The sequence below is a fragment of the Streptomyces botrytidirepellens genome, from assembly GCF_003721215.1.
Lineage (GTDB): Bacteria > Actinomycetota > Actinomycetes > Streptomycetales > Streptomycetaceae > Streptomyces > Streptomyces himastatinicus.
Genome location: NZ_RIBZ01000349.1, coordinates 1 through 522, shown reverse-complemented (window position 1 = coordinate 522; position 522 = coordinate 1). Strand labels below are relative to the sequence as shown.

Annotated in this window: 1 protein-coding gene; it reads left to right on the top strand. The window is 66.3% G+C overall.

The window, feature by feature from the left end; translation table 11 throughout:
• Positions 1-522, top strand: a 522-nt coding sequence (locus EEJ42_RS30925) for an ABC transporter ATP-binding protein (protein ID WP_425472987.1), incomplete at both ends; no start/stop codon positions are given.

The window sequence follows — 522 nt, the reverse complement described above, 5'->3', positions numbered from 1 at the left end:
CCTCAAGGCCGTGGCGGGCCTCCTGCCCACCGAGCGCGGCAGCGTCTACACCGACGGCCAGCCGTCGCTGCTGGGCGTCAACGCGGCCCTGATGAACGACCTCACCGGTGAGCGGAACGTCATACTGGGCGGTCTGGCCATGGGGATGTCGCGCGAGCAGATCCGCGAGCGATATGCGGACATCATGGACTTCTCGGGCATCAACGAGAAGGGTGACTTCATCACCCTCCCGATGCGCACCTACTCCTCCGGCATGGCGGCCCGCCTCCGCTTCTCCATCGCGGCGGCCAAGGACCACGACGTCCTGATGATCGACGAGGCCCTGGCCACCGGTGACCGGAAGTTCCAGAAGCGCTCCGAGGCCCGCATCCGCGAGCTGCGCAAGGACGCCGGAACGGTCTTCCTCGTCAGCCACAACAACAAGTCCATCCGGGACACCTGTGACCGGGTGCTGTGGCTGGAGAAGGGCGAGCTGCTGATGGACGGCCCGACGGACGAGGTCATCAAGGCGTACGAGAAGGA